The following is a 21,638-nucleotide window of genomic DNA, read 5'->3' on the forward strand; positions in this document are numbered from 1 at the left end:
GTAACGTTCACATATCCGCATCACTTCAAAAATTCGCTCAAGCCCGGACACGCATGATCACGACCATGTCGTGATATACACAAGCGCACCGCATAAGAAGCCCTGCGCCTGGACAGGCACTATTTTCTACAATAATTCGTCTAATGAGCCGCGTAGGCCAGGCAAAAAGAACGATGGCGATATATTGGGACGAACGACATGCCGTCGAAATCCCGGCAGCCTGACGATTTTGATGTTGGGCAGGCCCGGAATGGTGCAGCCACACACCCACGGTTGCGGAAAAACTCATAGAAGCACGCGCCGACAACCAGCCCTCCTGCCACGGCGGAGGGACCGCTTGACCGATGCTCCCCCGCCCCTGCCATCGGGCAAAGAACCTCAGCCATGGCGCAGCGGAGCCGTCCTGTCCGGGCCGAACGGGAACTCGCCGGCAAACCCATGACCGCATCAAGGAAGCATGCGGATTGTCACGAAGCGTCCACCGGCCATCCACGAACATATCCACGATTCTATCCACGGTTTTGTGGATATTCCTTTTAAGGAATAAAACGCCTCTCCGCCCCTGCCGGCCGACGAATCCCACCGGAACAAACCGGGTGCAGCAAGGTTACGGCCACAGCGCCGAGGCGACCTTCGGCGCAGACCGGCAGCATGGCCGCATCATTGCACAGGAGCCTGCGTTGCACCGACGGCTGTCGTCGCTGCTTCAGGAGCCCTGTATAGCAACACGCAACCTCACTACGGGTCTCGTTCGTTGTCGAAGATTACGCGCCTGTTTCCGCTATGGGCAGTGCTTGTTTCCGTTGCTGCCTACGTTTCGCCTGCCGAATTCAAGGGGCTCACGCCCTGGATCACGGTGCTGCTGACAACCATCATGTTCGCGATGGGCGTGACGCTGACCTTCGCTGATTTCCGCCGGGTCATCGTGCGGCCCGCGCCGGTGATCGCAGGGGTGGTCCTGCATTACCTGGTGATGCCCTTCGCCGCCTGGGCATTGGCGAAGGCGCTGCGCATGCCGCCGGACCTGACGACCGGCATGATCCTGGTCGGCAGCGTCGCCAGCGGCACCGCATCCAATGTGATGATCTATCTCGCACGCGGCGACGTTGCGCTCTCGATCACCATCAGCGCGCTCTCCACCCTGGTCGGCGTGGTGGCGACGCCGCTGCTGACACGGTTCTATGTCTCGGCCGAAGTGACGGTCGACGTGGTCAGCATGCTGCTGTCGATCCTGCAGATCGTGGCGGTGCCGGTGCTGGCCGGCCTGCTGGTCAACCACTTCCTGCATCGTCTGGTGCGGACGCTGGAGCCGGCATTGCCGCTGGTCTCCATGCTGGCGATCCTGGCGATCATCGCCGCGGTGGTCGCCGCGACCCAGCCCAGCATCGCTTCGGTCGGCCCGATGGTCATGATCGCGGTCATCCTGCACAACGGGATCGGATTGCTGGGCGGATACTGGGGCGGACGCCTGCTCGGCTTCGACGAGGCGATCTGCCGCACCCTGGCACTGGAAGTCGGCATGCAGAATTCCGGCCTCGCCGCGACGCTCGGACGGATCTATTTCTCGCCGCTCGCCGCCCTTCCCGGGGCATTGTTCTCGGTATGGCACAACCTGTCGGGATCGCTGCTCGCCGGCTACTGGGCCGGCCGGCCGGTCGCGCGCACGGGCAAGGACGCCGCCTGACCTGACCTTCGCCATCACTGCCGACCACCGGGCCTCCCCCGCCTTGGGCGCAGGGGGAGGCCCTGGATTTCCCTCGATTCCGCCGGACCGGACTTCAGGCGGATCGCCCCCGCCCGGAGAGACGCCGCGATGATGACAGCCCTGACCAACGTGCATCTGCTGAGCCTGGTGGCGACACTGGCCGTCATCCTGGCCATCACCGCCTGGTCGGCGCGGGCGACGACATCGGCCGAGGGATTCAGCCTGTGCGGTCGCTCCGCGGGGCCGTTGCTGATCGCCGGGGGGATTGCCGGAACCTGCATCGGCGGCTCGGCAACGGTCGGCACCGCACAGATGGGGTTTGCCATCGGCCTGTCCGGCTGGTGGTTCACCCTGGGCATGGGGCTCGGGCTGGTCCTGATGGCGCTCTGCTACGCGGCACCGCTGCGCCGCAGCGGCCTGGAAACCGTGCCCGAATTCCTCGGCCTGCAGTACGGCCGCACCGCCCGGCCGCTGACCAGCGTGATATCGTCGCTCGGCATCCTGTTCAGCATGGTCGCGAGCGGGCTTTCCGGCATCGCCCTGATCGCGCTTCTGCTCCATCTCACGGACTGGCAGGCGGCCGGCATCATCATCCTGCTCGTCGCCATCTGCGTCTGCTTCGGCGGGATGAAGGGCGCCGGGGTCTCCGGTCTGCTGAAGATGGCGGTGATCTGGACGACGCTCTGTGCGGCCGGCGTGATCGCGGCGCTGTCGCTGGCGCGCATGCCCGATTTCGACGCCACCTTCCCGGCCTGGCCCTGGTTCAGCCTGCTCGGCCGCGGCACGGCGGACTGCATGGGCAACCTGGTGGCGCTGATCGTCGGGACGCTGTGCACGCAGACCTATATCCAGGCGGTCTATTCGGCGACGAATGCCAGGGTGGCGGCGATGGGCGCCATGGTCGCCGCCCTGATCACCATTCCCGTGGGGTTGCCCTCGGTCGCCATCGGCATGTTCATGCATGCGGCCCATCCCGACATCAATCCGATCCTGGCCTTGCCGATGTACCTGACGCTCTACCTGCCGCCCTGGCTGGGAGGCATCGGGCTAGCGGCGATCCTGCTGTCCGTGGTCGGCTCGATCGCGGGGCTGGCGCTCGGGATCGGCACCATGGTGGCACGCGACATCGGCGCCGGGGTGCTGCGCATCACCGCGGACCGGTGGAGCCTGCTGCTCAACCGCCTCGCGGTGCTGCTGGCAACCTGCCTGGCCGTGGCGATCGCGCTCGCCAATGCCGACACCTATGTCCTCGACTGGAACTACATGTCGATGGCGCTGCGCGGCGCCGGCATATTCCTGCCGCTGACGCTGGCGATCTTCTGGCCACGCCACCTGCCGGGCAACTGGGCCTTGCTGTCAATGGCGGCGAGCACCGTGGCGGCGGTGGTCGCCCGCTTCGTCCTGCGCCTGCCGGTCAATCCGCTGTTCGTCGGCATGGCCGTCAGCCTGATCGCCATCGGCATGGCGTTGCTGGCGACAGGGCTGCGGGCAGCGCGGGCGGATAACGGCAAGCCCGCCTGACATGTGAGAAGGTGGCCGCGCCCGTCGCGACGCGGCCACCCGCCTCTCAGCCCAGCCGGTTCGTGATGAACCGTCCGCCGCGGATGATGGCGGCGAAATGCGCGCCGTCATGCTGCAGCAGCCCGATATCCGCGAACGGGTCGCCATCGACCACCAGCAGGTCGGCCCAGGCATCCGGGGCCACCACGCCGACCTGGCCTTCCAGCCCGCACAGCCGCGCCCCCACCAGCGTCGCCGAGGCGATGATGTCGCGCACCGGCAGCACCCGGGCCCGCATCTCGAATTCCAGCGACTGGTATTTGTGCAACCCGCCCAGCAGGTCGGAGCCGTATGCCATCGGCAGCCCGGCGCGCCACATGATGTCGAGCGATTCCAGCCCGCCCCGCCGCACGGTCTCGATCTTGGCCACGGATTCCGGACGCAGGCCGAGCGCCGCGCCTTCGCGGGCGAGCCCCTCATAGGCCGCGAGCGTCGGGATGGCGACCGCCCCCGCCTTGACCGCCAGCTCCGCGGTCGGGGTCTGGATCAGGTTGCAGTGTTCCAGCGAGTGCACGCCGCACTCCACCGCGCGACGGATCGCCTCGTCGGTGTAGAGATGCGCGGCGACATAGGTGCCGGCATTGCTTGCCTCCTCCACCGCGGTGCGGATCTCGTCGCGCGAGAAGCCGAGCGCGTGGATCGGGTCATTCGGCGAGGCGACGCCGCCATTGGCCATGATCTTGATGAACTGTGCCCCGGCCTTGATCTCCTCGCGCGCGGCGAGGCGGATTCCCTCGACGCCGTCCACCACCCGGCCGAGCGCGCCGGCGCGACGGACCTCCGGCAGGCGATGGTCGAAGCGGCTGCGCTTGTCGGAATGTCCGCCGGTCTGGCCCAGCGACTTGCCGCATTGCACGAGGCGCGGCCCGTCGAACAGCCCGTCCTCCACCGCCAGGGCAAGGCCAAGATCGGCACCGCCCAGGTCGCGCACCGTGGTGAAGCCGCGCATCAGCATGCCGGTCATCACCTTGGTCGCGCGCAGCGTGGCGAGCGAATCCGGCAGCTCGGAATTGGCCGCCAGATTGACCATGGAGGCGACCACGTGGACATGCGCATCGATCAGACCCGGCATCAGCGTCCGGCCACCCAGATCCACCCGTTGCGCGGCATCGCTGTGGATCGGCCGGTCGGAAACTTCCTTGATCCGGTCGCCCTCGACCAGCACTTCCATGCCGCCGAGCAACTCGCCCCGTGCCGGATCGAGCAGGCGGAGATTGGTGAACAGATAGGACGTCATGCGTGGCTCCTGCGGGAAAGGGCGTGCCGGTGCCGCCGCGGCGGCAGGCGACCGGGTTATGAAGGACGGCGGGCGAAACGGCCCGGATCGAACGGCTTCAGGTCGAGTCCGGGCGGCGTTCCGGTGAGCAGCGCCGCCACGATGCGGCCCGTGGCCGCGGCCAGCGTGAGACCGAGATGCTGGTGTCCGGCGGCGACCAGCAAATTGGCGTGGCCAGGTGCGGCGCCGAGCGCGGGCAGATAATCCGGCAAGGTCGGCCGATCGCCGTGCCAGCGTTCGGTGACTTCGACCTCACGGCCGAACAGGGTGTGCACGTGCTGGGCCAGGATATCCGCACGGGCCCAGGCGGGGGGCCGTCCATCCGCCCCGAACTCCACCGTGCCGGCAAGGCGGATGCCATGGGCGAGCGGCGTGATGACGAAGCCGCGTTCGGCGAAGGAGGTCGGCCGAGGCACCGGCAAGGCGTCCGGCGCCAGCATGGCGTGGTAGCCGCGCTCCGCGGTCAGCGGCAGCACCAGGCCAAGGTCACGGCCCAGCGTCGCACTGGCGAGCCCCGCCGTCAGCACCACGGCGTCCACCGGATGCTCGGCCGCGTCGGTGACGACCGCGGTGATCCGCCCCTCGCCGCGGCGGAACCCGGTGACCGGGGCCGCGACCAGCGTGCCGCCATCGGCCACGAAACGCGCCGCCAGCGCCTGCACAAGGCCGAACGGATCGAGCACGTGCGCCGCCGTCGGAAACAACCGTCCCCCCGCCGGCACCCGGGCCAGCCCCGGCATTTCCGCCATCACCTCGGCCCCGGAGAGGTCACGGAACGCAACGCCGTGGGACGCAAGCAGCCGCCCTTCCGCGCGTGCCGCCGCCAGCCGACCGGGCGTCTCGATCACGGTCAGGGTGCCCTGCCGGCGCAGCATGTCGGAGAGCCCCGCTGTCTGCAGCTCGGCCTTCCAGTCCGGCAGCGCCGTGCCGAGCAGGGCGGCGAGCGCGGTGGTGCCGGCGGTGACACGCGCGGGCAACGCCGCCGCGGCGAAGCGCGCGAACCAGGGGGACAGCGCCGGCACGCCCCGCCAGCGCAGGGTCAGCGGACCAAGCGGCGTGGTGAGCATGCGCGGCACGCCGGCGAGCACGTCCGGCCGCGCCAGGGGGCGGATATGATCGAGCGCGATATGGCCGGCATTGCCGCTGGAGGTCAGCGAGCCGGGCGGGGCCGGATCGAACAGGACCACCTGCCGGCCGGCCCGTTGCAGGGCGCGTGCGCAGGCGACGCCGACGACGCCGGCGCCGACCACCGCGATGGGGGATGAGGATGTCATGATCAGACCAGGAAACCCGCGCGCAGCGGATCGCGCTCGCGCACGAAGATGGTGTTGATGCCGTGGGTGCGGGCCCAGCCGGCGATGCTGGGGATGATGGCGTCGCGGCCGCCGAGCGTGGCCGCCGTCTCCACCCGCCCGTCGAACAATGTGCCGATGATGCTCTCGTGCACGAAATCCTGGCCGACCGCGAGCCGGCCGCGCCCCACCAGTTGCGCCATGCGGGCCGAGGTGCCGGTACCGCAGGGCGACCGGTCCACCGCGCGGTCGCCGTAGAACACCGCGTTACGCCCATGCGCGCGCGGGTCACGCGGCCGGCCGGTCCACATCACGTGGCTGACGCCGCGGATGGTCGGGTCCTCGGGGTGCACCACCTCCACCACCGCATTCAACCGGCGCCGCAGCTCCGGGCTGAAACGCAGCACGTCATCGGCCGAAATCGTTTCCAGCCCGCCATAGCCGGGCTGCGGCTCGACGATCGCGTAGAAATTGCCGCCATAGGCGATGTCCACGCGCAATGGGCCGATCCCAGGCAGGTCCACCGCCACGTCGGTCAGCGCCAGATACGAAGCGACGTTGCGGATGCGCACGCTGTCGATGTGCTCGCCGTTGCGCTCGTACTGCGCCACCACCCGCCCGGCCGGGACATCGAGCCGCAGCTCGCCCTCGACTTCCGGACGGGCCAGGCCGTTCTCCAGCGCCATGGTGACGGTGCCGATGGTGCCGTGGCCGCACATCGGCAGGCAACCCGAGACCTCAATGAACAACACCGCGATGTCGCAATCCGCGCGGGTCGGCGGGTAGAGGATGGACCCCGACATCACCGCATGGCCGCGCGGCTCGAACATCAGCGAGCGGCGGATCCAGTCGTGGTGCTGCAGGAAGTCCTGGCGCTTCTCGCTCATCGTGGCGCCGTGCAGGAACGGGGCGCCGCCGGTCACCAGGCGGACGGGATTGCCGCAGGTATGACCGTCGATGCAACTGAAGGTGTGATTGCCGGGCGGGACCGGGGTTTCGATGCCTTGCATCATCAGTGTCCTTCGCGCTCGGCCGGGACGGCGATGCGGTGTCGCCCCGGCCGGAACCCCCCTTATGCCGCGACCGGCAGGGCAGGCAATGCGGGACGAGTGCGCAGCGCCTCGCGCAGCACCGCTTCCACGCGGCCGCGCTCGGTGCCGGCCAGGGGCAGGCGCGGCGCCCGCACGATCTCGGTGCCGACGCCGACCAGCGCCTCGGCCAGCTTGATGTTCTGCACCAGGCGCGGGCTGACATCGAGTTCAAGCAGTGGCGAGAACCAGCGATAGATGGCCAGGGCCTCGTCGAGCCGGCCGGCACGGGCAAGCTGCCAGATCGCCACCGTCTCGGCGGGGAAGGCATCGACCAGCCCGGCGATCCAGCCATCGGCACCGACGAGGCAGCTTTCCAGCGCCAGATTGTCCACGCCGGCGAAGATGCGCAGCCGCGTGCCGAGCGCGTTGCGGATCTGGATCACCCGACGGACGTCGTCGGAGCTTTCCTTGACCGCGACGATGTTGGGGATCTCGGCGAGCCGGCGCAGCATCTCCACGGTCACGTCGATGCCATAGGAGACGGGGTTATTATAGACCATCAGCGGCAGGCCGGTGGCCTGGGCGGCGGTGGTGTACCAGGCGATGGTTTCCTCGGCCGAGGCGCGGTACATCATCGGCGGCAGCAGCATCACCCCGTCCACGCCCTGCGCTTCCGCCCGCTTCAGCAGGTCCAGCATGCGTGCCGTCGCGCCTTCGGCGATGGTCAGCACCACCGCGGACTTGCCGCCCGAGGCCGTCCGGGCGATGCGGGCAAGCTCCAGCTTCTCGTCGGGCGTCAGCGTGCTGCCCTCGCCGAGCGAGCCCGAGACGATCAATCCGTCGCAGCCGTTCTGCAGCAACCAGGCGAAGTGCTTCTCGCAGGCGGCGGCATCCAGTGCGCCGGATGCGGTGAATTTCGTGGTGACGGCGGGGAACACGCCCTGCCAGTCGCAGCTTGTTGCCATGTATGCTTCTCCTCCGGAGCAAGTACGCCGGATTGCGCGCTCAGGCGCGATAGCGGCGCGGTATCAGAAGATTGGCCAGCATCGTCAGCGCGAGCGTGGTGGCCATCAGGATGAAGGCGAGTGCCGCGGCGAACGGCCAGTTGTTGTTGGTGCCGAATTCCCAGAACAGCAGCGGCGCCATCATGTGGAAGCGCGGCCCGCCCAGCAGCACCGGCGTGGCATAGGCGTTCATGCTCAGCACGAAGCACAGCACCGCGCCGATGGTGATCCCGGGCAGGGCCAGCGGCCACACCACGCGCCAGAACGCCCGCGCCGGGGCCGCCCCGAGCCCCTGTGCCGCCTGTTCGAAATACGGGTTGATGCTTTCGAACACGCCCTGCACGGTCAGGACCAGATAAGGCAGGTTGAACGACAGGATGCCGATGACCACGGCGGTGGCGGTGGACATCAGGTCGGTCCGCTCGCCGATCAGGCTGGTGGAGGCAAGGTCCAGCACGCCGCCGCGGGCGAACAGGATCATCCAGCCCACCGTGCGCACGGTGCTGCCGATGAACAGCGGCAGCACGATCGCCAGCATGCACACCGCTTTCCAGCGTCCCTCCATGCGCGCCAGGAACCAGGCCAGCGGCACGCCCAGCACCACGCAGAGCGCGGTGCTGAGCAGCGCCACCGTCACGGTGGTGCGCATGACATCCAGGTAGAACGGGTCGGTGAAGAAGCGGATGTAGTTCTCCGGCGTCACCGCCTCGACCATCAGCTCGGTCTGGCTGTACTGGTTCAGGCTGTAGCGGCCGAGCAGCGACAGCGGCGCCACCAGCAACAGGACCACGGCAAGCGTGGCCGGGCCGAGGAACGCCGAGGCCGCGAGGCCCTGGCGCGGGAACAGCGTGCTACCGCCGACGGCCACCTGCCACCTCACGCGCGCTGGATGGTCTTCTTCCACCAGTCCGCGATCTCAGGCTGGACCTTGGTGGTGTAGCCGTAATCGGGCACGACCAGGCGGGGCGCCGGATCCGGCAAGGCCAGCTGCTCGGCCACCTTGCCGGTCAGGCCGGCATTGGTGATGGTCGGCAGGTAGCCCATCTGCTCGGCGAAGCCGCGCTGGGCCGAGGGTTCAAGCATGGCATTGATGTATTTGTAGGCGGCTTCCTTGTTGGGCGCGTTCTTCGGCACGCCCATGCCGGAGACGTAGACGACGCAGCCCTCTTTCGGGAAGGCCCCCTTCACCGATATGCCCGCGTTCTGCCACATGATGATCCGGGCCATCCACATCAGCCCGATATCGACCTCGCCGGAGCGGAAGGCGGGGCCGCCCGCATCGGTGGTCGGGAACAGCTTCATGCCGTTGGCATTGACCCGCGTCACCAGCTCCTTCGCTTTTTCCATGTCGTTGGTGGTGCCGCTCGCATAGAGCGAGGCCCCCATGACGGCATAGAAGAAGTTCACGTCGGTGACGCCGACCCGGTTTTTGTATTTCGGGTCGAACAGGTCGGTGAAGCTCGTGGGCGGGGCCTGGACGCGTTCGGGGCTGTAGATCAGCAGTTGCGGGCTGTAGATATGCGCGGCATAGGTCGGCGAGCGTAGGCTGTCCTGAAGGTATTTCAGGTTCGGCACCTTGGTGGGCGTAAGCTCTTCCAGCAGCCCCATCTCGGCGAGCTGGTAGGCGGCCACCGCCTCCACCGAGACCACGTCGGTGCTGCCGCGCGGCAGGCGGCGCTGGGCCTGGATCTTGGCGACGCGCGGCGCCTGGTCGCCGACATCCTGGATCACCTCGACCCCCTGCTTCTGCAGCAGCGGCGCCTCGACATTCTCGCGCAGCAGGCGGGCATAGTCGCCGCCCCAGGTGGAGATCACCACCTTGCTCGCCTGGGCGCGCGCCTCGCTGCCGATCACCGCGGGTGCGGCCAGCGCGGCCGCGCCCGCCAGGACATGGCGGCGGGAAAGCAGGAAGCCCGGCTGCGCGGGCATGGCGTCTTTCGTCATCGCTGGTCTCCTGGAGATGAACGGAGGAAGAAGGCTCAGGCCTCGTACCCGAACGGATCCTCGACCGAGTAGCAGGGCCGGGTGAACCAGTGCGGTCCGTCCTCGGCCATGTAGATGATGTCTTCGAGGCGTACGCCGAACTCACCGTAGATGCAGATCATCGGCTCGTCGGAGAAGCACATCCCGACCTGAAGCGGCGTCCTGTTGCCGCGGACGATGAAGGACTCCTCGTGCACGTCCAGGCCGATGCCGTGGCCGGTGCGGTGCGGCAACCCGGGCACGCGGTAGCCGGGACCGAAGCCCGCCGCTTCGATCACGCCGCGCGCCGCGGCATCCACCGCCTCGCAGGGGGCGCCCAGCACCGCGGCCTCGAACGCCGCCAGTTGTGCCCGCTTCTCCAGGTTCCAGATCTCGGCCTGACGCGGGGTCGGGTCGCCGAACACATAGGTGCGGGTGATGTCGGACCGGTAGCCGTGCACCAGGGCGCCCATGTCGATCAGCACCATGTCGCCAGGACGCAGCGTCTGCGGATAGGGCACGCCGTGCGGGTAGGCCGTCGCCTCGCCGAACTGCACCGCCCCCGAGGGCGTGCTGGCTCCGAGGCGCAGATGCGCCTGATCGAGAAAAGCCTTCACCTCGGTCGTGGTCACGCCTTCGCGCAGGCAGCGCGCGGCCGCCTTGTGCACCGTCATGGTGATATCCATGGCACGCTGCATCAGCGCGATCTCGGCCGGCGACTTCACCTGCCGGCAGGCGGCGGTGATGCTGGCGCCGTTGACGAAGGTGAAGCTGTTGCCGGCGCGGCGCAGGCCATCGACGGTGAAGAACGGCGTCGCCGGGTCGATCGCGAGGGTGCCGCTGTCATAGCCCTTGCTGCGCACCACCTCGATCACCAGCGCGGTCGGATCCTCGTGCTCCTCCCAGACGCGCACGTCGTCGCCGAAGGACATGTATTCGCGGGTCTTCGGTTCCTCAAAGGCCGGGCTGAGATAGGCGATCTCCCCTTCCACCGGAATGACCGCGCCGTGCAGCCGCTCGGTCAGCTTGAGCTGGATGCCGGTGAAATAGGCAAGGTTGGTCGAGGTATCGAGATAGAGCGCCTGGATGCCCTGCGCCCGCATCAGATGCTGCGCGCGGGCGATACGCTGCAGGTGCTCGTCCACCCCGATCGGCTGCACGCCGTCCAGCATCGGCGACATGCGCGCCAGTTCCTGCTCGAAGGTCGAGCCACCCACACCAATCGTCATACCCCCATCCTTTCACTGCCTCGCGGCAGCCCAGGTCAGACATTCCCGACCAATTGGCCGGCTTCCTGCGCCGGCAGGCCGGCCGCCACGCGCGGCCCATGCACCGCGCCGCCGGCGGCGTTGAACAGACGCTCGCTGTCCGCCGTCCAGCACAGGGCGACCGCCATCCCGGCGGGGAAGCGATGCGCGGCGCCGGCACCGGAGGAAGCGCCGGTGACCACTACCTGCGTCTCCGGCCCCAGCCGCACCACATGCTCGACCACCGCGCCGAGATAGGTGGAAAGCTCCACCCGGCCGAGCGCCCGCTCGTCCGGATGCGTTCCGGGCGGAGCGAGGACGATGCGCTCCGGCCGCACCGCCAGCGTCGCGTTGCCCACGAGGCCATACGACTGCGCCAGGGTGATGCTGCTGCCCGGAACCTGCAGCACGTGGCCCTCATGCAGCGTGCCGGGCAGCAGGTTGCTGTGGCCGATGAAGCCGGCGACGAAGGGCGTGGCGGGGCGCTCGTACAGATCCTCCTGCGTGCCGATCTGCTCGACCCGGCCGGCGCGCATCACCACCAGGCGGTCGGCCATAGCCATCGCCTCGGTCTGGTCGTGGGTGACCATGATCGCGGTCAGCCCGCGCGCGCGCTGCAGCAGGCGCATCTCGCGCGCGACATCCTGGCGCAGCGCGGCATCCAGGTTGGACAGCGGCTCGTCGAGCAGCAGCAGGCGCGGACGGATGGCGAGCGCGCGGGCGATCGCCACGCGCTGCTGCTGCCCGCCCGACAGCTCGCGCGGCAGCCGCGCCGCGAGCGCGTCGAGCTTGACCAGGCGCAGCATCCCGGCGACCTGCGCCTCGCGCTCGGCGCGCGGCACGCCGCGCATCTCCAGGCCGAAGGCAACGTTGCGCGCCACACTCAGATGCGGGAACAGGGCGTAGCTCTGGAACACCATGCCCATCTCCCGCCGGTGCGGCGGCAGGCGACGGATCGAGTGCCCGTCGAGCAGAATGTCGCCGCCACTCGCCTCGACGAAGCCGGCGATCATGCGCAGCGTGGTGGTCTTGCCGCATCCGGACGGACCGAGCAGCACCACCATCTCGCCCGGCTCGATGTCGAGCGTGACGTCCTCGACCGCGCTCGCGAGGCCGTACCGCTTGCCAAGGCTTCTGAGGCTGAGGGCTGCCGTCATCGCATCACCTGTCCAAGACGCACCAGCCGGTCGAGCAGGATGAGCACCGCGCTGATGACGAGCATCTGCACGACGGCCACCGCGGCCACCAGCGGGTCGATGTGATAGGCCAGATACTGAAGCGTCGCGTTCGAGAGCGTGTTCATGCCGGGGCTGACGAGGAAGATCGTCATGTCCAGGTTCTCGAACGAGACGATGAAGGCGAACAGTGCCGCCGCGGCGATGCCCGACCGCATGGCGGGCAGCGTCACGCGCCAGATCACGCGCAGCGGCGAGGCGCCGAGATTGGCGGCGGCCTCCTCGGTGGCGCGGTCGTGGTTCACCAGCCCGGCGAGGCAGAGGCGCACCACCCAGGGCAGGGTAATCAGCACATGAGCGCTGACAAGAAAACCAAAGGACCCGCTAAGTGCGAGGCCGGTTCCCATCTCCACCCAGACGGCGAAGACATAGAGCCCGAGGCCGAGCGCCACCCCCGGCACCGTCAGCGGCGCCAGCAGCAGCGTGCTGAGCACCTCCCGTCCCGGAAAGCGGTAGCGTGACAGGCCGATCCCCGCCGGCACGCCGATGCAGAGTGCCAGCACGACGGTGATCGCGGCCACCTGCAGGCTGGTCCAGATCGCCGCGCCGAACTCGTCGAGGATGCGGCCGTACCAGGCCAGCGTGTAGCCGCGCGGCGGGAAGGAGATCAGCGTCTCGTCGAACACGCTGAGGTAAAGCGTCAACACCAGTGGCAGGAAGATCGCGACCGCGCCCACTGCGGCGAGCAGGCGCCCGAGCAGGCGCGCGGCCGAATCCGGCAGGTCGGCGATCCGCGACGCGGCCGGACTGTGCGGGACAGGAAACGTGGCGGTCGGAGAGGTCATGTCGGATGTCGCCTGGACGTGCCGGCCGGCTGCGAACAGCCGCATGCCGGTGGACAAGGGCAGAGGAGCACTTCGCGCATGGCGAGGGACCGTATGGGATATTGTATCCAATCGCAAGAGCGATATAAGTTACATTCATGAACGATCCTTCTTCCCACGGCCTGGGCGTCGTGCAGCGCGTCACGGTGGTCGAAGCGGTGACCGACGCCCTGCGCGCCCGCATTCTCTCCGCGGAGCTGCCGGAAGGCGCGCAACTGCGGCAGGAGACCCTGGCGGCCGAGCTGGGCGTCAGCCGGATTCCGCTGCGCGAGGCGTTCCGGCGCCTGGAATCCGAAGGCCTGGTCACGATCATGCCGCATCGCGGCGCGATCGTCTCCGTGCTGTCCCTCGACGACATCGCCGAACTGTTCGACCTGCGGGCGATGCTGGAACCGGAGCTGGTGCGGCGCGCGATTCCCCACCAGACCGAACTCACCCTCGCCCGGGCCGAGCACATCCTGGCCGACTACGCCGCCGCGCTGGAGCGAAGCGACGTGGCGGCCTGGGGTACGCTCAACAGCCAGTTCCATCTCGCGCTGTACGAGCCGTCAGGACGGGCGCGCTCGCTCGCCCTGGTGCATGGCCTGCTCGACCAGACGGACCGCTATACCCGCATGCAGTTGCTGTTCACCGGCGGGCGGGGCCAGTCGCGCGCCCGCCAGGAGCATGCGGCGCTGCTGCAGGCCTGCAAGGCCGGCGACGCGGTGCAGGCGGGCGAGCTGCTCGCGGCGCATGTGCGTGACGCGGGGGACAGCCTGCTGGCCTTCCTGCGCACCTGGCGACGCCGGGAAAGCTGAACCACACCTTCGACGGCAAAAGCCGTAGGGCGGATCAGCGCAGCGCAATCCGCCGTCGCAACGCTCCGTAAGGTGGCCGGCTTGCGTTGGCGGATTGCATCCGCCCTACAGACCGCTGGTCACACCGTCCGCGTCACCTTCTGCAAGCTGGAGGGCGCGTCGGGATCCAGGCCGCGGGCCCGGGCAAGCCGGGACGCGGCGAGGTAGAAGCTCTGCAAGGCCAGCAGCGGCATCACCTCCGCCGCCATGCCGTCCACCACCGGCAAGGCCACCGTGCCGGCCATGTCCGGCGCGGTGGTGAACACCTGCCCGCCGAGCGCGACCAGACGTTCCAGCACCTGCCGCGTCTGTGCCGCCGCCGCATCCGGCTGGGCCAAGGCGAGCACGGGGAAGCCGTCGCGCACCAGTTCCAGCGGGCCGTGGATCAATTCCGCCGCGCTGAAGGCCTCGGCGTGCAGGCGGCAGGTCTCCTTGCATTTCAGCGCCATCTCGGCGGCCACCCCCAGGGCCGGCCCGCGCCCGACCACATAGAGCCCGCCTGCCCCGACCAAAGGCCGCAGCGCCGGGAACCAGTCCAGCCCGCAGGCGGCCTCGAGCGCGGCGGGCAAGGCGTGCAACTGCGCCAACACCCCAGGCTGCTCCGACCAGCCGGCCACCAGATGCAGAAACGCCGCCATCGACGCGAGGCAGGACTTGGTCGCGGCGACGCTGCGTTCCGGTCCCGCCGCCAGCGGGATCACCATTTCGCACAGCGCGGCGAGCGGGGCCTCGGGATCGTTGACGAAGCCCACGACCAGCGCGCCTTCGGCCCGCGCGGCCTCGGTCAGGCGCAGCAGGTCGGGGCTGCGGCCGGACTGCGAGACCGCGATGAACAACGCCCCCCGCATCGCCAGCCGGCGCTGGTAGACCGAGGCGACCGAAGGCCCCACCGAGGCGACGACGCGGCCGGCCACCGTCTCGATCAGGTATTTGCCATAGCTGCAGGCGTGATCGGAGCTGCCGCGCGCGCAGGTGACCACGAAGGGCGGCGGGCTGGCGCGCAACCGGCGGCCAAGGGCCGCGAACAGATCGGCCGAGGCAGCGGTCTGGCGCCGCACGGCGGCGGCAGCCTCGGCGGCCTCGGCCGCCATCAGCGAAGCGCAGGAAGAAGGGGTCATCGTCGCGGTCATGCTCCCACGGTCGCGCCGATCAGCGCGGCGCCCAGCACGCCGCTGGAATCGCCAAGGCGCGGCGGCAGCAGCAGCGTCTGCAGCGTTTCGGTCATCGCCTGTCGCGCCATCGCCGCGCGTCCCTCCCCGAACAGCACATCCAGTTGCGAGAGACCACCTCCGAGCACGATCACGTCCGGGTCAAGCAGGTTGACCAGGCTGCCCACGGCCAGGCCGAACCAGCCGGCCGCCTCGGCCAGCACCTGCGCGGCGACCGTGTCCTCGCCGGCGCGCGCGACGATGGCAGGCAGGCGCAGCACCGGACCGCCCAGTTCGCGGTAGCGCCGCTCCAGCGCGGTGCCGGAAAGATACTGCTCGACGCAGCCGCGCCGGCCACAGTAGCAGGGCCGCCCGCCGGCCTCGATGCACATATGCCCCCACTCGCCGCCGATGCCGTGACGGCCGGGCCAGAGCGCCCCGTCGATCACCACCCCGCCGCCCGCCCCGGTGCCCAGCGTCAATCCCAGCACCAGCCGGTGACCGCGCCCGGCGCCGAGCAACGCCTCGCTCAGGGCAAAGGCATGCCCGTCATTGATCAGCACCGGCACCAGCCCGGTCGCCGCCCGTAGCAGCGCCGGCAAGGGCGCGCCATCCAGCCAGGGCAGGCCGCAATTGCGCACCCGGTCCCGCTCCGGGTCGATCGATCCCGGCAGCCCGACGCCGAGCGTCACCGGCGCCTCCCCCGCCGCGGCGCGGGCACGCGCCACCAGCCGGGCAATCTGCGCCACCAGGGCGGGGACACCGGACTGCTCGGTCGGCTCGCGGGCCCGCAGCAGCGGCGCGTCGAAACGCGGCCCGGTGAGTGCCACCTCCACCTTGGTGCCGCCGAGATCGATGCCGATATGCATGGCGGCGTCCCCCGCCCCGCCCGCCGGCAGGCTGGTCATGCCTGCCCCAGCGCGCGTCCGTCGGGATGGAACAGGTGCAGCGATCCGGGCAAGGGGCGGAAATACCGCCATTCCCCCGCACGCGGCGGCTCGCCGCGCTCGGCGAGGCGCACCGTCAGCTCGTGCCCGCCGGCCTCGATCAGCAGCAGGGTTTCGGCGCCGAGCGGCTCGACCACGCGCAGCATCGCCGCGAAGGTATCCGGCTCGCCCGGCCGTGCGGGCACGATGTCCTCCGGGCGCAGGCCCAGCACCAGCTTCGGTTCCAGCACATCGCCGGGCAGGGTGAAGGCCAGCCCCTCTCCCACGCAGGCACGGCCGGCGACGACACGGGCCGGCAACTGGTTCATCGCCGGCGCGCCGATGAAGCCGCCGACGAACAGGTTGGCGGGGTGGCGGTACACCTCCATCGGCGCCCCCACCTGCTCGATGCGCCCATCGCGCATGACCACGACGCGGTCGGCCAGCGTCATCGCCTCCACCTGGTCATGGGTCACGTAGACGATGGTGGTGCGCAACGCCTGGTGCAGCTTCTTGATTTCGGTGCGCACCTGGTTGCGCAGCTTGGCGTCGAGGTTGGACAGCGGCTCGTCGAACAGGAACACCGCCGGGCGCCGCACCATGGCGCGGCCCATCGCCACGCGCTGGCGCTGCCCGCCGGAGAGCTGCGCGGGACGGCGCGCGAGCAGCGGCGTCAGGTCGAGGATCGCCGCCGCCTCCTCGACGCGGCGGTCGATCTCGGCGCGAGGCATGCGCGCGACCTGCAGGCCGAAGCCCATGTTCTCGCGCACCGTCATGTGCGGATAGAGCGCGTAGTTCTGGAACACCATGGCGATGTTCCGGTCCTTGGGCTCCAGATCGGTCACCGTGCGCCCGGCGATGCGGATCTCGCCCCCCGAGACTTCCTCCAGTCCGGCGATCATGCGCAGGGTGGTGGACTTGCCGCAGCCCGAGGGGCCGACCAGCACCAGGAACTCGCCGTCGGCGACGTCGAGATCCATCGGATGCACCACGGTCTGGGCGCCGAAGCGCTTGGCGACCGCGCGCAGTTGAACCTCTCCCATGGCCTCAGCGCTCCGCGGCGATGGCGACCAGCCGGGCGACGGCGGCGTCGAGCCGGGACATGGCCGCGTCCTCGGCCTGTGCCAGCGCGGCCAGCCGGTCCCGCACGTCCCCCAGGCGGGTGTTCAATCCCTGCAGGCTGACCGTGAGCGCCGCTTCCCCGGGACCGCCCGGCAGGGTGCGCACGGCGACGAAATGCTCGGGACTGGCGAAACGGTGCAACGCTTCCGCCTCCAGGCGGGGCGGTCGCCCGACCACCTCGGTGAACAGGGCAGCGAAGCTGGCCGCATCGAGGCCGGACAGCCCGGTGCCAGTCTCGATCAACTGCCGCGACAGACGACTGGCCACCTCGTGGGCCTGACGGAACGACAACCCTTCCGCGCGCGCCAGCGAATCCGCGAGTTCGGTCATGCACAGGCAGGCGGCATCGATGATCGCGCGCGCCCGGTCCTCGCGCACGCGCACCGCCTGCACGAAGGCCGTCAGCAGCGGCAGCAGCCGGCCAGCGGTGGCGAAGGCCTGATACCCGGCCGACTGGGTCGGGCCCTCGGCATCGTTCATGTCGGTGAAAGGCGTGTTGTGCAGGGTGCCCATCACCACGTCGCACTGGCCGACCGCGTGCGAGGCCAGCAGCCGCATGTGCTCGACCGGCACGGGATTGCGCTTCTGCGGCATGATCGAGCTGACCTGCACGAAGGCATTGGGCACGTAGAGCTGGCCGACCTCGAAGGAGGTCCAGCTGTTCAGATCCTGCACGAAGCGGCCGACATTGAGGAACAGCACCTTCATCGCCGCATAGGCCCCGGCGAGGTAGTCGGCCGCGGCGATGCAACCATAGCTGTTGTCCTGGAAGGTCGTGAACCCCAGCAGCTCCGCCATGCGCGGGCGCGACAGCGGGAAGCCGGTAGTGGTGATCGCCGCCGCCCCCATGGAGCAGAGATCGACATCGCCATGGGCGTGCAGCAGGCGCCCGAGATCACGCAGCAGGATCTCGGCAAAGGCGGCGAGGTAGTGGCCGAAGGTGGTGGGCTGCGCCGGCTGGCCATGGGTATAGGCGACCACCAGCGTCGCCCGCTCGCGCGCGGCGATGTCGAGCAGCGCCGCGGCAAGATCGGCCACTTCGCCGATCAGACCGCGCAGCCGCGCCTTCAGCGCCATCTTGAAGATGGTGACATCCATGTCGTTGCGGCTGCGCCCGGTGTGCAGCCGCCCGGCGAGGTCGCGCCCCACCCGCTCGCCGAGCAGGTGCTCGATCAGGAAGAACAGGTCCTCGAAGGCGCCGGTATAGGTCACCTGGTCCAGGTCGATGTCGCGGCGCAGGGCGGCGAGCGCATCGAGCAGCTTTCCGGCCTCGGCCTCGGTCAGCAGCCCCTGCTCGGCGAGCATCACCGCATGGGCGCGGTTCACGCGCTCGAGCAGCCCGGCATAGTGACGGCGCGTCTCGTCGAACAGCGGCGCGAGCACGGCGTCGCGATAGGCGGGAGCCGGAAAGCGGCTGGTGTCGTCGATGGTCATCCCTTGAGCCCCGTGAGCGCGATGCCGCGAATGATCTGGCGCTGGAAGAAGAGGAACAGCAGCAGCGTCGGCACGGTGGCGAGGCAGGCCCCCGCCATCACCAGCTGCCATTCGGTGTTGTTCTCGCCGGAGAAGAAGGCCAGCCCCACCGGCAGGGTGTAGCGGCTGCGGTCGCTGCTGACGATCAGCGGCCACAGGAAGGCCGACCAGTTGCCGAGGAAGGTGAAGATCGCCAGCGCCGCCTGCGCCGGCCGCACCAGCGGCATCGCCACCTGCCACCAGATGCGGAATTCCGAAAGCCCGTCGATGCGCGCGGCATCGAGCAGGTCGTCGGGGACGGTGGCGAAGAACTGCCGCATCAGGAAGGTGCCGAAGCCCGTCATCATGCCGGGGAACATGATGCCCCAGTAGCTGTCCACCCAGCCGAAGGATCGCGCCATCACGTACCACGGGATGACCAGCATCTCGGTCGGCACCATCATGGTGGACAGGATCAGCACGAACACCAGCCCACGCCCGCGGAAACGGTACTTACACAGCGTGTAGCCGACCAGGCTGTCGAAGAAGAGCACCGAGAGCGTGGTGGCGATGCTGACCACCAGCGAGTTGAGGAACCACAGCGGGAAGCGCCCGTCGCCGAGGATGCGCGCGTAATTGGCCAGCGTCGGCGCCTCGGGCCACAGCGACAGGCTGAACACCTCGGCGCCCTGCTTGAGCGAGGTGGCGAAGGCCAGCCAGAGCGGCGCCACCATCACCAGCCCGCCGGCGAGCAGCCCCAGCCAGATCGCCGCCCGCCCCAGATCGCCACGACGGCGGATCATCACCGGCCCGCTCATGCCCCCCTCCGTCCCAGCACGCGCAGCTGGATCAGCGTGATCGCCAGCAGGATCAGGAACAGCACCACCGTACCGGCCGAGGCGTAGCCCATGTCGAAGCGCACGAAGGCGGTCTGGTAGATGAACATGACCAACGGCTTGGTGGCGTTCAGCGGACCGCCCTGCCCTTCCGCCGTCATGTTGAACACCTGGTCGAAGGTGCGCAGCAACTGGATCGAGTTGATGATGACCACGAACAGGATGGTGGGCCGCATCAGCGGCAGGGTGATGCGCCGCAGCACCTGCCACTTATTGGCTCCATCGATGCGGGCGGCCTCGTAGTAATCGCTCGGGATGGCGCGCAGCCCGGCAAGGAAGATCACCACATTGAAACCCAACCCCGTCCACACCGCGGCGGCGGTGATCGAGGGCAGCGCCTGCGCGGTGGACCGCAGGAAGGGCTGCGGCGGCACGCCGATCAGGCCGAGGATATCGTTGAACAGGCCGATCGGTGGCGGCTGGTAGAACCACCGCCAGATCCACGCCACCGCCACGGTGGAAACCAGATAGGGCAGGAAATACAACGCCCGCAGGAGGCCCTGCCCGCGCGTGATCTTGTCGAGGAAATAAGCGATGGTGAAACTCAGCAGCAACCCGGTGGGCAGCCCGTACAGCACGTACCAGGCGCTGTTCAGCAGCGCCTGCCAGAACACCGGATCGCCGGCGAGCCGCGCGTAGTTGTCGATGCCGACGTAGCGCGGCTCCTGGCCGAGCAGGCTCCAGCGATGGAAGGACAGCCAGAAGCTCTGCAGGGCCGGGTAGAAGCGGATCAGGCTGTAGAAGATCGCCGGCACCGCCAGGAAGGCATAGGCCCAGAGCGCCTGGCGCTGCCGGATGCGCATCGCCGCCTCAGTGCGCGTAGAAGGCGTCGATGACGTCCTGCTCGCGCTGCGCCATGCGCCGCACGACCTCCTCGGCCGGCCGGTTGCTCGCCACCGCGTCGTCCACCGCATCCAGCAGCACCTGGCGCTGGCCGAGCTCGTCGACGAAGGCGGTGGCCGAGGCGTATTCCAGCCCGCGGATGAAGGGGCCGTACTGGGGATGCGCAAGATTGGCCGGGGTCAGCCCGACCGCCTTGCGCGCCGGCAACTCGCCCACCTTCTCCAGCCAGACGCCCATCACGTCCGGGCTGGCCAGGAAGGCCACGAACCTCGCCGCCGCCTCGGCCCGGGCGCCGGTGGCGTTGCGGGTGATGCCGTTGGCCCAGAACGAGGCAAAGTTGGCCCGCCGGCCTTCATGTTCCGGCAATTCGGCGACACCGAAATCAAGCTCCTTCTGGCCGTTCAGCGCCGCCAGACGGAAGGACCCGTCGATGGTCATCGCCGCGCGGCCGGCGCGGAAGGCGGTGACGTCGTCGGTCATGAAATCGGGGAAGCCGACGCGGTCGCGGCGGATCAGGTCGAGATACCAGCGCATGGCGGCAACCCCGGCCGGCGAATCGTAAGTGACCTTGCGGAAATCCGCGGAATAGGGTGTGCCGCCGAACTGGCGCACCAGCACTTCGCGAATCCAGTTCACGTGCTGGCCGGAGGGCTGCATCGTGGAACCGGCAACGGTGATGTTGCCCGAGGCGTCGCGCCGGGTCAGGCGGATGGCAAGATCGCGGTACTCGGCAAGGGTGCGTGGCGCCTGCGCCGGATCAAGCCCGGCCTCGCGGAACAGCTTGCGGTTGGTGAACAGGGCCAGCGACCGCACCGCGGTCGGCAGGGCGTAATAGCTGCCATTGACCTTGGCCGCCTGCACCAGGGGGAAGAACTCCGCTTCGATGGCGGCGGGGGAAATGACGCCGGCGGGCAAAGGCTGCAGATAGCCGCCCTTCAGGTACTGCGGAATCCAGCCATAGAACAGGTTGACGACATCCGGGCCGCTACCGGCCGGAACGGCCACGGCGACCTTGGTATTGAAATTGGCATAGGGAAATGTCTCGTGCCTGACCCGGATTCCCGGATTCTGTTTCTCGAAGACCGGGATCAGCGCATTGATGGCCGTTTCCTTCACCGGAAACGAATACTGCCAGTAGGTGATCTCCACCTTGGACTGGGCGATGGCGGGTGCGGCAAGGCCGGCTGCCGCCAGGCCGGTGGACGCCACGAACGCACGGCGGGTCAAGGTCATCGCGCCATTTCCTGCCTTGTGGACCGGAGCCTCCGGCCCGATTAAA

General features: G+C 69.0%; 19 protein-coding genes. 3 read left to right on the forward strand and 16 right to left on the reverse strand.

The features are described 5' to 3' along the window. Positions 1-754 precede the first annotated feature (754 nt). Together panS and NBY65_RS01605 are read left to right on the forward strand one after the other, a co-directional pair. Positions 755-1,684 (forward strand): ketopantoate/pantoate/pantothenate transporter PanS, encoded by a 930-nt coding sequence (gene panS, locus NBY65_RS01600; protein ID WP_150039021.1) that lies wholly within the window; start codon positions 755-757, stop codon positions 1,682-1,684. Between the two features lie 129 nt (positions 1,685-1,813). After that, positions 1,814-3,226, forward strand: coding sequence for a sodium:solute symporter family protein (locus NBY65_RS01605; protein WP_203330359.1), 1,413 nt, complete (start codon positions 1,814-1,816; stop codon positions 3,224-3,226). A 46-nt stretch (positions 3,227-3,272) separates the two neighbouring features. Here the strand turns inward: NBY65_RS01605 and NBY65_RS01610 are convergent, their stop codons facing one another. Genes NBY65_RS01610 through NBY65_RS01650 form a run of 9 tightly spaced genes read right to left on the reverse strand, consistent with a single transcriptional unit; the run spans position 3,273 to position 13,097 of the window. Next, positions 3,273-4,502 carry a metal-dependent hydrolase family protein gene (locus tag NBY65_RS01610; protein WP_150039023.1) on the reverse strand — a complete coding sequence of 410 codons (1,230 nt, stop codon included), beginning with the start codon at positions 4,500-4,502 and terminating at the stop codon, positions 3,273-3,275. Positions 4,503-4,558: 56 nt separating this feature from the next. After that, positions 4,559-5,815 (reverse strand): NAD(P)/FAD-dependent oxidoreductase, encoded by a 1,257-nt coding sequence (locus NBY65_RS01615; protein WP_150039024.1) that lies wholly within the window; start codon positions 5,813-5,815, stop codon positions 4,559-4,561. A gap of 2 nt (positions 5,816-5,817) precedes the next feature. Beyond that, the gene (locus NBY65_RS01620) at positions 5,818-6,846 is read right to left on the reverse strand and encodes a 4-hydroxyproline epimerase (RefSeq protein ID WP_239002647.1); all 1,029 of its coding nucleotides are present in this window, start codon (positions 6,844-6,846) and stop codon (positions 5,818-5,820) included. 59 nt (positions 6,847-6,905) lie between these two features. Continuing rightward, a complete protein-coding gene (locus NBY65_RS01625) occupies positions 6,906-7,829 on the reverse strand; it encodes a dihydrodipicolinate synthase family protein (RefSeq protein ID WP_150039026.1) in 924 nt (307 codons plus the stop codon). Between the two features lie 40 nt (positions 7,830-7,869). Then, positions 7,870-8,736 (reverse strand): ABC transporter permease, encoded by an 867-nt coding sequence (locus tag NBY65_RS01630; protein ID WP_239002648.1) that lies wholly within the window; start codon positions 8,734-8,736, stop codon positions 7,870-7,872. Between the two features lie 8 nt (positions 8,737-8,744). Then, positions 8,745-9,812, reverse strand: coding sequence for an extracellular solute-binding protein (locus NBY65_RS01635; protein ID WP_150039030.1), 1,068 nt, complete (start codon positions 9,810-9,812; stop codon positions 8,745-8,747). Between the two features lie 35 nt (positions 9,813-9,847). After that, positions 9,848-11,059: a M24 family metallopeptidase gene (locus NBY65_RS01640; RefSeq protein ID WP_150039032.1), complete on the reverse strand. Its 1,212-nt coding sequence runs from the start codon at positions 11,057-11,059 to the stop codon at positions 9,848-9,850. A 35-nt stretch (positions 11,060-11,094) separates the two neighbouring features. Next, a complete protein-coding gene (locus tag NBY65_RS01645) occupies positions 11,095-12,234 on the reverse strand; it encodes an ABC transporter ATP-binding protein (RefSeq protein WP_150039034.1) in 1,140 nt (379 codons plus the stop codon). After that, positions 12,231-13,097, reverse strand: a complete 867-nt coding sequence (locus NBY65_RS01650) for an ABC transporter permease (protein ID WP_162530378.1) — start codon at positions 13,095-13,097, stop codon at positions 12,231-12,233. The genes NBY65_RS01645 and NBY65_RS01650 overlap by 4 nt, the downstream gene beginning before the upstream one ends. A gap of 137 nt (positions 13,098-13,234) precedes the next feature. Between NBY65_RS01650 and NBY65_RS01655 the strand changes: the two genes are divergently transcribed. Beyond that, the gene (locus NBY65_RS01655; protein ID WP_150039038.1) at positions 13,235-13,933 is read left to right on the forward strand and encodes a GntR family transcriptional regulator; all 699 of its coding nucleotides are present in this window, start codon (positions 13,235-13,237) and stop codon (positions 13,931-13,933) included. 119 nt (positions 13,934-14,052) lie between these two features. Here NBY65_RS01655 and NBY65_RS01660 read toward each other — a convergent pair whose 3' ends face one another. Genes NBY65_RS01660 through NBY65_RS01690 form a run of 7 tightly spaced genes read right to left on the reverse strand, consistent with a single transcriptional unit; the run spans position 14,053 to position 21,592 of the window. Next, on the reverse strand, positions 14,053-15,090 hold the full coding sequence (locus NBY65_RS01660; RefSeq protein WP_150039040.1) for an SIS domain-containing protein: 1,038 nt from the start codon (positions 15,088-15,090) through the stop codon (positions 14,053-14,055). Between the two features lie 8 nt (positions 15,091-15,098). Further along, positions 15,099-16,028, reverse strand: coding sequence for an ROK family protein (locus tag NBY65_RS01665; protein ID WP_162530379.1), 930 nt, complete (start codon positions 16,026-16,028; stop codon positions 15,099-15,101). Continuing rightward, positions 16,025-17,089: an ABC transporter ATP-binding protein gene (locus tag NBY65_RS01670; RefSeq protein WP_150039044.1), complete on the reverse strand. Its 1,065-nt coding sequence runs from the start codon at positions 17,087-17,089 to the stop codon at positions 16,025-16,027. The genes NBY65_RS01665 and NBY65_RS01670 overlap by 4 nt, the downstream gene beginning before the upstream one ends. Positions 17,090-17,093: 4 nt before the next feature. Further along, a complete protein-coding gene (argH, locus tag NBY65_RS01675) occupies positions 17,094-18,602 on the reverse strand; it encodes an argininosuccinate lyase (RefSeq protein WP_150039046.1) in 1,509 nt (502 codons plus the stop codon). Beyond that, positions 18,599-19,438, reverse strand: coding sequence for a carbohydrate ABC transporter permease (locus tag NBY65_RS01680; protein WP_150039048.1), 840 nt, complete (start codon positions 19,436-19,438; stop codon positions 18,599-18,601). The genes argH and NBY65_RS01680 overlap by 4 nt, the downstream gene beginning before the upstream one ends. Further along, a complete protein-coding gene (locus NBY65_RS01685) occupies positions 19,435-20,319 on the reverse strand; it encodes a carbohydrate ABC transporter permease (protein WP_203330360.1) in 885 nt (294 codons plus the stop codon). Before NBY65_RS01685 ends, NBY65_RS01680 begins: the two co-directional genes overlap by 4 nt. 7 nt (positions 20,320-20,326) lie before the next feature. After that, entirely contained in the window at positions 20,327-21,592 is a 1,266-nt protein-coding gene (locus NBY65_RS01690) for an extracellular solute-binding protein (protein ID WP_150039050.1), read from the reverse strand. Positions 21,593-21,638: the final 46 nt, after the last annotated feature.

The organism is Rhodovastum atsumiense, from assembly GCF_937425535.1.
Lineage (GTDB): Bacteria > Pseudomonadota > Alphaproteobacteria > Acetobacterales > Acetobacteraceae > Rhodovastum > Rhodovastum atsumiense.

What these genes read in the sequence shown, in the direction of transcription:
- NBY65_RS01660 (WP_150039040.1), bottom strand. Translation starts at nt 15,090, where the DNA reads ATGACCCCTTCTTCCTGCGCTTCGCTGATGGCGGCCGAGGCCGCCGAG.
- NBY65_RS01635 (WP_150039030.1), bottom strand. Translation starts at nt 9,812, where the DNA reads ATGACGAAAGACGCCATGCCCGCGCAGCCGGGCTTCCTGCTTTCCCGC.
- NBY65_RS01685 (WP_203330360.1), bottom strand. Translation starts at nt 20,319, where the DNA reads ATGCGCATCCGGCAGCGCCAGGCGCTCTGGGCCTATGCCTTCCTGGCG.
- NBY65_RS01650 (WP_162530378.1), bottom strand. Translation starts at nt 13,097, where the DNA reads ATGACCTCTCCGACCGCCACGTTTCCTGTCCCGCACAGTCCGGCCGCG.
- NBY65_RS01605 (WP_203330359.1), top strand. Translation starts at nt 1,814, where the DNA reads ATGATGACAGCCCTGACCAACGTGCATCTGCTGAGCCTGGTGGCGACA.
- NBY65_RS01625 (WP_150039026.1), bottom strand. Translation starts at nt 7,829, where the DNA reads ATGGCAACAAGCTGCGACTGGCAGGGCGTGTTCCCCGCCGTCACCACG.
- NBY65_RS01670 (WP_150039044.1), bottom strand. Translation starts at nt 17,089, where the DNA reads ATGGGAGAGGTTCAACTGCGCGCGGTCGCCAAGCGCTTCGGCGCCCAG.
- NBY65_RS01690 (WP_150039050.1), bottom strand. Translation starts at nt 21,592, where the DNA reads ATGACCTTGACCCGCCGTGCGTTCGTGGCGTCCACCGGCCTGGCGGCA.
- NBY65_RS01640 (WP_150039032.1), bottom strand. Translation starts at nt 11,059, where the DNA reads ATGACGATTGGTGTGGGTGGCTCGACCTTCGAGCAGGAACTGGCGCGC.
- NBY65_RS01655 (WP_150039038.1), top strand. Translation starts at nt 13,235, where the DNA reads ATGAACGATCCTTCTTCCCACGGCCTGGGCGTCGTGCAGCGCGTCACG.
- NBY65_RS01680 (WP_150039048.1), bottom strand. Translation starts at nt 19,438, where the DNA reads ATGAGCGGGCCGGTGATGATCCGCCGTCGTGGCGATCTGGGGCGGGCG.
- NBY65_RS01620 (WP_239002647.1), bottom strand. Translation starts at nt 6,846, where the DNA reads ATGATGCAAGGCATCGAAACCCCGGTCCCGCCCGGCAATCACACCTTC.
- NBY65_RS01665 (WP_162530379.1), bottom strand. Translation starts at nt 16,028, where the DNA reads ATGACCAGCCTGCCGGCGGGCGGGGCGGGGGACGCCGCCATGCATATC.
- NBY65_RS01645 (WP_150039034.1), bottom strand. Translation starts at nt 12,234, where the DNA reads ATGACGGCAGCCCTCAGCCTCAGAAGCCTTGGCAAGCGGTACGGCCTC.
- NBY65_RS01610 (WP_150039023.1), bottom strand. Translation starts at nt 4,502, where the DNA reads ATGACGTCCTATCTGTTCACCAATCTCCGCCTGCTCGATCCGGCACGG.
- argH (WP_150039046.1), bottom strand. Translation starts at nt 18,602, where the DNA reads ATGACCATCGACGACACCAGCCGCTTTCCGGCTCCCGCCTATCGCGAC.
- NBY65_RS01615 (WP_150039024.1), bottom strand. Translation starts at nt 5,815, where the DNA reads ATGACATCCTCATCCCCCATCGCGGTGGTCGGCGCCGGCGTCGTCGGC.